Consider the following 8,064-nt stretch of genomic DNA (forward strand, 5'->3'; position numbering starts at 1 on the left):
AGTTCAGGATAACGGGGTGCGGTGGGGAGAAGCGGTTCGGGGGCGCATACTACGCCTCCCCTCGCGGAGACGAAATAAAGTCCTCAGCCCTCGACCGGCGCAGTCGTCACGCCGAGGTCGGGCAGGCCCACCGAGCGCTTGCCGGAAAAGTCAGTGCGCACCACGATCAGCCCGTCCTTTTCCAGATAGTCGAGCAGGCGTGCGACCCGGCGTGGGCTGCTGGTGCCGTAGATCCGGGCGAGCGTCATGTCGTCCGGGCAAGGCTGCCCGTCCATGGCCGCGCGGGCTATCATGTAGAACGGCGCCAGCGCATCGTCGGGGACATGCTTGGCCAGGTTGACCAGATCGACCCAGCGTTCCTCGTCAGGATCCTCGATGCCGGCCATGGCTGCCGCAAAACCGCGACGGAACATCGTGGCATCCACGCCGCGCACCGAAATGCCCTTCATGCGGCAGCGAATCGTGAAGTCCTGGAACAGCGTGGTCGAGGACTGGAACGTGCACTCCGGATCCTGCGCCATGGCGTTCAGGATCTCCAGCATCGCCGCGCGGCTTTCCTCGGGCTCGGGTTCCGGCCGTTCGGGGCGCGGCGGCGGGGCTGCCGAGGCGGACTGGCCCAGCGCGATCGATTCGCTGAGCATGTCGACATCGACTGCCGGGCGCGGGGCGGGGCGGGAAAATTCCGGGCGTTCCGGTTCGACGTGGAGATTGTCGTGCAGCAATTCGCGCAGTTCGTCGGTCGATGCGGTGGGCAGCGGCATCAGGCCGGGGGTTATCGACTTGGCGCCGGTCAGCACCGAGCCGATGTTGACCGCCACCGGGCGGCGGCTGATCGCGGGCCCAAGGCCCAAGAACTGACCGCGCGCCAGGTCGCGGATCGATTCGGCCTGGCGACGCTCCATGCCTAGCAGATCGGCGGCGCGCACCATGTCGATGTCGAGGAAGGTGCGGCCCATCAGGAAGTTCGAGGCTTCGGCCGCCACGTTCTTGGCGAGCTTCGCCAGGCGCTGGGTAGCGATCACCCCGGCCAAGCCGCGCTTGCGGCCACGACACATGAGGTTCGTCATCGCCGCCAGGCTGACCCGGCGGGCTTCTTCGGAGACTTCGCCGGCGGCGGCGGGCGCGAACATCTGCGCCTCGTCCACCACTACCAGGGCGGGATACCACTGCTCGCGCGGGGCATCGAACATGGCGTTGAGGAACTGCGCCGCGCACTTCATCTGCTGGTCGATCTCCAGCTCGTCGAGCGCGAGGACCACCGAGGCACGATGCTCGCGGATGCGGGCGCCCAGCCGGACGATCTCGGCTTCCGCATAGGCGGCGCCGTCGATCACGACATGGCCGAATTCCTCGGCCAGACTGACGAAGTCGCCTTCGGGGTCGATGACGACCTGCTGTACGATCGACGCGCTTTCTTCGAGGAGGCGGCGCAGCAGGTGCGACTTGCCGGACCCGGAATTGCCCTGCACCAGCAGGCGGGTCGCGAGAAGTTCCTTGATGTCGATCTCGATCGACTCACCCTTCGGGGTCTGGCCGATCACGATATTGGCGCTCACGCCTGCTGCCTTGGGCAAGCCGGTCGCCGGAGGCAAGCGGACGCAGCCGCGTTATCCATAACTTGAGTCGGGTGACTACCGGCTCGGCGCTGCCGAATCGCGGAAATCCGCGCCAGTCACCGGCCTGTCACAAGCGGCGCCCATAAGTTCGGAGATCATGACTCCTCCGGTTTCCCCCGATATCGACGACATCGAACAGCGACCTTTGCGGCTTGTCGTGCTGGCAGGCCATGGCCTCGGCCCGGAAGGCGTCGATGCTCTTGCGGAACGGTTCGGAGAGAAGCACCGCTGTCTCATTCCCCTCGCGGGCAGGCCGCTGATCGCCCATGTCCTGCAAACCGCCGCGCAGCATCCGCGTGTGGCCAGCCTTGCGGTCTGCGTCGAGCGGGAGGCTTTCGATCCGATCTGGGACGTGCTGACGCGGCTGCCGGGGCGGGGTTCCGTCGCGCTCGTCGAAGCCAGGGGCGATATCGCCGAAAGCGTCCGCGCCGCTGCGGAGGACTGGGACGGCCCGTTGCTGGTGACCACCGCCGACCATGCGCTGTTGAGCGCGGAGTCGGTCGATGCCATGGCGGAAATGCTGGAAGGCTGCGACATCGCCTTCGCGCTGGCGCGCCGCGCTGCGGTGGAGGCGGCCCACCCCAAGGCCCTGCGCAACTATATAGCCTTGCGCGACGGCGACTTCGCGACTTGCGACCTCTACGGGATGGCGAGCGCGCGCTTCGTCGATGCGGTGGACGTGTTCAGGGGTGCTGGGATCGGGGGGCGGGAGAGTTCCCGCATCCTGCGCGCGATCGGCCTGGCGGGGCTGGTGATGATCAAGCTGGGGCTGGAATCGCTTTCAGGCGCGGTCGTGCGGGCCTCGCGCCGATTGGGTCTGCGCGTGAGAGCGGTGATCATGGCTGACGGCACCCAGGCGATCGATGTCGATAACGACCGTACTTATGCGATCGTGCGCGACCTGCTGGGCGATGTCTCATCGGAAGGTCGTGAAAAGGAATCTGCGCGCGCGGTGGCGTAAGCAAGTCCGGGCCCGTCCAAGGTGCCGGCTTCCACCCATGACGTGGAAGAGGGCCAAAATTCCAGAAGCCCAAACGACTTTCGGGCCCCCTTGCGGGGGCCCGAAGGCTTTGTCCAATCTTGATTTACAAGAATGATGGTGCGGTCAAGAAGACTCGAACTTCCACGGGCTTTCGCCCACAACGACCTCAACGTTGCGCGTCTACCAATTCCGCCATGACCGCTAAATCATCACCGGGGAGCTGCGAAGCCGCCCCTTGGCAGGAGCGCGCCACTAGCAAAGGGTTCCGGACCCGGCAAGAGGCTTGGCGCGATTATTTTCAAAAAGGGCGATTTTTTTTGGCCGCCTCTGATTTTCCGGCGGAAATGCGTGAGAAACGCAAAAACACGCCCAAGCCTTCCGGTTGGGCGCGTCGAGATTCCGGCGGCGAGCCACCGGCGACTTACGAGACGTTATTGTGGCTTCCAGCCGATTTCGGCGGCGGATGCGGCCTTGGGTATGTCCGTTAGCGCTTCGTTGACGGTGATCGCCTCGCCCGGCGCCAGCTTGCGCTTCGAGGGCACCACTTCCTTTTCATAGACGATGCGGTCCCGCTTGTCGCGAAGCACGACCAGAAGCGAGGGCACCTTGCGAGCTTCGCTGCCGACATTGCTGATGGTGCCGCTGACCGAGAAGAACTCCGTGCCGTCCGGCAGCGGCTTGCGGTCCTGCCGCTTGCGCGGGAAATCGAGCTGCAGGTCCGGCTGGGCCTGGGAGAACGTCTGGTGCGGGATCGGCAGCCAGTCGGGCAACCCGCCCCAGGCGACCGCGCCGGTGAGGCTCAGCGTCACGACGGCGAACAGCACCGAGCCGAAAGTCGCGATCCGCGTCCAGTTGCGACGCGGACGGAACGGCGGCGCGAAATCGAAGCTGGAGTGCCCTTCGTCGGCATAGTGGACGGCGGTGGTGTCGTCGTAGACCGGGGCGGATTTGCGGCGCGCGTGATCGTCCGATGCCGTCGCGGTAGCAGCCGGTTCGTCGGAGGCAACCGGAGAGGCAGGCGATGCGGTTCGCCCGGGCACGCGAATGGCCTCGCGCGCGGGCTGCGGTGCCGGGGGGCTGTCCTGTAAAGGGACGGCCTGAGTCGTCGGGGCTGGCTGAACCGAAGCAGTCTGGGCAGGCGGCGCCGTGAATGCGGGCTGCCTGGGCGGTTCCGCCGGTTCTCCAGGCGTCGATGCCGCGGGAAGCGGTCCCTCCGGAATCGGTTCAACGGCAGGCGCCGCAGCTTCGGGGCCTTCCTGGAACCAGCTGTGGCGGCACTTGGCGCAGCGAACGGTGCGGCCGTCCACGCCGACCGCGCTGTCCGGCACGGCGTATCGTGTAGAGCAAGCTGGGCACGCGATGATCATGATCGCAAGCTAAAGCACGAGTGACTCGGCCACGACAAGGCATCGACCTGTGGGCACAAGCCGGAACGCCCTTTTTTCCACATTCAATGCTCGCTATAGCCGCTATGTCGCCCGTTCGGACCAGACGCAGCACAGATTATACGAGCATGACCGCGGACGGGGAAATCGTTCATTTCGACAATGTCGGCTTGCGCTACGGCGCGGAGCGCGAGGTGCTGTCCGATCTTACCTTCACGCTGTTCGCGGGGCGGTTCTACTTTCTTACAGGTGCCAGCGGTGCCGGGAAAACCTCCCTGCTGCGGTTGCTCTATCTGGCGCAGCGGCCCTCGCGCGGGGCGATCCGCATGTTCGGCACCGACGCCATCACCCTGGCCCGCAGTCGCCTGCCCAACCTTCGGCGACGGATCGGCGTGGTATTTCAGGACTTCCGCCTGATCCCCCACCTTTCCGCTTTCGACAACGTGGCCCTGCCGCTGCGGGTTGCCGGACATCAGGAGCGCGACATCGGCGATCCGGTCCGCGACATTCTCGAATGGGTCGGCCTGTCGGAAAAGATCGATGCACGCCCGGCGACCCTTTCAGGCGGCGAGCAGCAGCGCGTGGCCATCGCCCGCGCCGTCATCGCCCGCCCGGCGATGCTGGTGGCGGACGAACCGACCGGCAACGTCGATGCCGAAATGGCGCTGAAGCTGCTGCGCCTGTTCGAGATGCTGAACCGGCAGGGCACGACGGTGGTCGTCGCCACGCACGACCTCGACCTGCTGCGCAAGGTGCCCGACAGCCTGATCATGCGGCTTGACCGGGGGCGGTTGGCCGATCCCACCGGCGCGCTGCGCTATCCTCCGCGCAGGCCGGCATGAGCGAGAGCCTGACCGTCGTATCCAAACGGCGCCGTATCTTGCGTTCAGGAGGTTTCCGGCTTTCCTCCTTTTGGCCGGCGATCTTCTGGAGACGTCTTGGTGTGCGCGGCGCGGAACTGATCCCGCAGACCCGCATGTCCGGACCGATGCCCTGGGTGATCGCCATCATGGTGGCGATGACAGTCATCGCGCTTGCCGCGGGCCTTGCGCTGGGCAACGCCATTTCCTCCGCGCGGGCCGAGATAGAGGGCGGCGTCACCGTGCAGGTGCTCGAACCGCGCGACGACATCCGGAGGCTGGAGACGAAAGCGGCCGTGGCGGCAATCCAGCGCCTCCCGCAGGTTGCCGGCTTGCGCGAGGTTCCGCAATCCGAACTCGACGCCCTGATCGAGCCCTGGCTGGGCACCGGGATTTCGGCGGCTAGCGGGGCGGCGATCCCGGTTCCGTCGCTGGTCGACGTGCGCCTGAATGGACCGGCGACGGCGCAGCGGCTCTCTGCCATCGAGAAGGCCGTGTCTGCCGTCGCGCCATCGGCGAAGGTCGATGCGCAATCGACCTGGCTGGGCCCGGTGTTCGACGCGATGGTATCCTTGCAGGTGCTGTCGATCTCGCTTGTCGTGCTGCTGGCCGGCGCTCTGGCGGCGGCGGTGTTGCTGGCGGCACGCTCTGCGCTTGGTGCCAATCGCGACGTGATCGAGATCGTCCACCTGCTGGGCGGCACCGACACCCAGGTCGCCAGGGTCTTCCAGCGCTCGATCGGTTACGATGCGGCAGGCGGCGGCACCGTCGGCCTGGCGCTGGCGATGGTGGTGATTCTCTCGCTGGGACGCCGGTTCGCCAGTCTCGGTGCAGGATTGGTGGATAGCGGCGCGCTTGTATGGAGCGACTGGCTGCTGCTGGCGCTGGTTCCGCTGCTCTCCACCCTGCTGGCCATGCTCACGGCACGGCTGACGGTGCTGCACGCACTGCGCAAGATGCTATAGCCTGCACAAGTCGTTATAGATCGCTCATGTTCCGCCGCACCGCCGCCTTCTTTCTGCTGATCTGGCTCTTCGGGTTCCTCTGGTTCGCGGTGACGCTGCCGGGGCCGCTCGACGATGCGACGCGGACGGACGCGGTGATCGTGCTGACCGGCAGCAAGGGGCGGATCGAACGGGCGCTCTCGGTGCTGGACGCCGGACGGGCGCCGCGCCTGCTGATCTCGGGCGTCGATCGCGAGGTGAAGCCGCGCGAACTGGCGGCCGAGTTCCGCATTCCCGACCGCTTGCTGAAGTGCTGCATCACCCTTGGCTACGAGGCCTACGACACGCGCTCCAACGCCGTGGAAGCGGCTAACTGGCTGGCGCGGCGCAAGGCGCGGTCGGTGCGCCTGGTGACGGCCGACTGGCACATGCGCCGGGCGGCCTACGAACTGGCGCGCGAATTGCCCGACCATATCGATATTCGCGAGGACGGGGTACCTTCCCGGCCGAGCCTGAGCACGCTGTTTCTGGAATATCACAAGTACGTCGGCCGCATGGCGCTCGACTTCTGGAACCGGCCTCCCTGGAAAGCCCATTGATGCGCGCCACTCCGTTCGACGTCATCCGCAGCCTCGTGTTCTATCTGGTGTTCTATCCCGGAACCCTGGTGTTCATCGCCGGAGTGGGCCTGGCTTCCTTTATCGGAACCGAGCCGCTGCGGCGGGTGGTGCAGGGCTGGAGCCAGTTCCATCGTCTCTGCTGCCGCTGGATCCTGGGCATTCGGCTGAAGATAGAAGGTACGATGCCCGAGGACGGCGTGCTGGTGGCGATGAAGCATGAAAGCTTCTTCGAAGCGATCGATCTGCCGGCGATGATGAATTTCCCCGCGCCGTTTCCGAAAGGCGAACTCGTGCGCCTGCCGGGCTGGGGCTGGGCGGCGAGCAAGTACGGTGTGGTCGCGGTGGAGCGCGACCAGGGCGCCAAGGCCTTGCGCGCCATGGTCGCTTCGGCGCGCAGCTTCGCCTCCAAAGGCCGGCCGCTGGCGATCTTTCCGGAGGGGACGCGGGTTCCCCATGGCCAGCGCATTGCGTTGCAATCGGGTTTTGCCGGTCTCTACAAGCTTCTTGGCTTGCCGGTGGTGCCGGTGGCGGTCGACAGCGGCCGCTTCTACCATCGCCTCTGGAAGAAGCCGGGCACGGTCACGTTCCGCGTCGGTACACGGATTGAGCCTGGGCTTCCCCGCGACGAAGTGGAAGCACAAGTCCTGGAAGCGATCAACGCGCTCAACCAGTAGAATTGGGCGGACTCATCACCTCGCGCACATCCACCCGCTGCCTTTCCAGCGTTACCGGACCGTAGCTGGTGAGGAATGAGGCTCCGGCCGCATCCGGTCCGACGCCGATCTTCGCGATCGTTGCCGGGCGCGCCATGCCGGTGGCGTCGATCAGATGCCAGGCGCCGTCCAGGAACACCTCGGCCACCGCGTGGAAATCCTGCGGCTCGACGCCGAGCCCATAGACGCTGGCGAAACGCGCGGGGATTGCGCCGGCCCGGCACAGGCTGATGACGAGATGGGCATAGTCGCGGCAGACTCCCTGGCCCGTGCGGAAGCTGTCGGCCGCAGTGGTTTGGGCATGGCTGGCACCCGGCACGTAGCGCATGTGCCCTTCGACCCAGTCGCGGATCGCCATGACCAGATCGCCACCGCCCAGATTCCCGAACCGATCGAGCACGAAGGCCTGGAACGTGTCCGAAGGGCAGAACCGCGAAGCCATGAGATAGTCCACCGTTTCGCCGGGAAGCAGGTGCGGCGGCACGGCGGCCAGTCCCTCTATGGGCGTGACCATGCGGCAGGGCTCGACGATGGCTTCGTAGCGCAGGCTGAGGCGGTGCTCGGCCTGGAGCCAGATCCGTTCGCCGATGTTGTCGCAGCCGGGAACCCGCGCGAAATGTGCCACGGGAGATAGCGCGATCCGGGCCTGATGGACGACCTGCTCGGGCAAGATTGCCGCTTCCAGTTGCAGGAGGATCGCGGTCGGACCGGACAGCGCGTATTCGAGTTCCGTTAGTATCGCGAGCTTCATCGGGGAGAACCGCCTGTCTGAACGACTTTCCCGTTCAAAGCGCGATCGCGGCTTCGGCTCCCGCCTTTGGAAGATTGCCTTGATCGGCGTTGTCTTAGGGCGTGTGGGAATTCAGTTCAGGTGGAGCCGAGAATGGTGGACTTTCGTGACCCGGAGCGCAGCGTACTTTATGTACGTGAGCACCGGAAGCGCG

At 66.0% G+C, this 8,064-nt stretch carries 8 protein-coding genes and 1 tRNA gene; 5 read left to right on the forward strand and 4 right to left on the reverse strand.

Going from position 1 to position 8,064, the window contains the following annotated elements; all coding sequences use genetic code 11:
• Positions 1-83 precede the first annotated feature (83 nt).
• Positions 84-1,556: an ATP-binding protein gene (locus tag RT424_RS18310; protein WP_313441132.1), complete on the reverse strand. Its 1,473-nt coding sequence runs from the start codon at positions 1,554-1,556 to the stop codon at positions 84-86.
• 157 nt (positions 1,557-1,713) lie between these two features.
• Between RT424_RS18310 and RT424_RS18315 the strand changes: the two genes are divergently transcribed.
• Entirely contained in the window at positions 1,714-2,577 is an 864-nt protein-coding gene (locus tag RT424_RS18315; RefSeq protein WP_313441134.1) for an NTP transferase domain-containing protein, read from the forward strand.
• A gap of 136 nt (positions 2,578-2,713) precedes the next feature.
• Here RT424_RS18315 and RT424_RS18320 read toward each other — a convergent pair.
• Positions 2,714-2,800 (reverse strand) — tRNA-Leu (locus RT424_RS18320).
• Between the two features lie 229 nt (positions 2,801-3,029).
• Positions 3,030-3,965 carry an MJ0042-type zinc finger domain-containing protein gene (locus tag RT424_RS18325; RefSeq protein WP_409521537.1) on the reverse strand — a complete coding sequence of 312 codons (936 nt, stop codon included), beginning with the start codon at positions 3,963-3,965 and terminating at the stop codon, positions 3,030-3,032.
• 146 nt (positions 3,966-4,111) lie between these two features.
• Between RT424_RS18325 and ftsE the strand changes: the two genes are divergently transcribed.
• The 4 genes from ftsE (at position 4,112) to RT424_RS18350 (ending at position 7,081) form a co-directional block, all read left to right on the forward strand.
• Complete coding sequence (gene ftsE / locus RT424_RS18335; protein ID WP_313441136.1) at positions 4,112-4,825, forward strand: cell division ATP-binding protein FtsE; 714 nt, start codon at positions 4,112-4,114, stop codon at positions 4,823-4,825.
• Positions 4,826-4,959: 134 nt separating this feature from the next.
• Positions 4,960-5,808: a cell division protein gene (locus RT424_RS18340; RefSeq protein ID WP_313441146.1), complete on the forward strand. Its 849-nt coding sequence runs from the start codon at positions 4,960-4,962 to the stop codon at positions 5,806-5,808.
• Positions 5,809-5,834: 26 nt separating this feature from the next.
• Positions 5,835-6,386: a YdcF family protein gene (locus RT424_RS18345; RefSeq protein WP_313441138.1), complete on the forward strand. Its 552-nt coding sequence runs from the start codon at positions 5,835-5,837 to the stop codon at positions 6,384-6,386.
• The gene (locus RT424_RS18350) at positions 6,386-7,081 is read left to right on the forward strand and encodes a lysophospholipid acyltransferase family protein (protein ID WP_313441140.1); all 696 of its coding nucleotides are present in this window, start codon (positions 6,386-6,388) and stop codon (positions 7,079-7,081) included. Before RT424_RS18345 ends, RT424_RS18350 begins: the two co-directional genes overlap by 1 nt.
• On the opposite strand, the gene RT424_RS18355 is transcribed toward RT424_RS18350, so the two are convergent.
• Positions 7,071-7,871: a transglutaminase family protein gene (locus RT424_RS18355; protein WP_313441142.1), complete on the reverse strand. Its 801-nt coding sequence runs from the start codon at positions 7,869-7,871 to the stop codon at positions 7,071-7,073. The genes RT424_RS18350 and RT424_RS18355 overlap by 11 nt on opposite strands.
• Positions 7,872-8,064: the final 193 nt, after the last annotated feature.

This window comes from Novosphingobium sp. (genome assembly GCF_032093395.1).
Lineage (GTDB): Bacteria > Pseudomonadota > Alphaproteobacteria > Sphingomonadales > Sphingomonadaceae > Novosphingobium.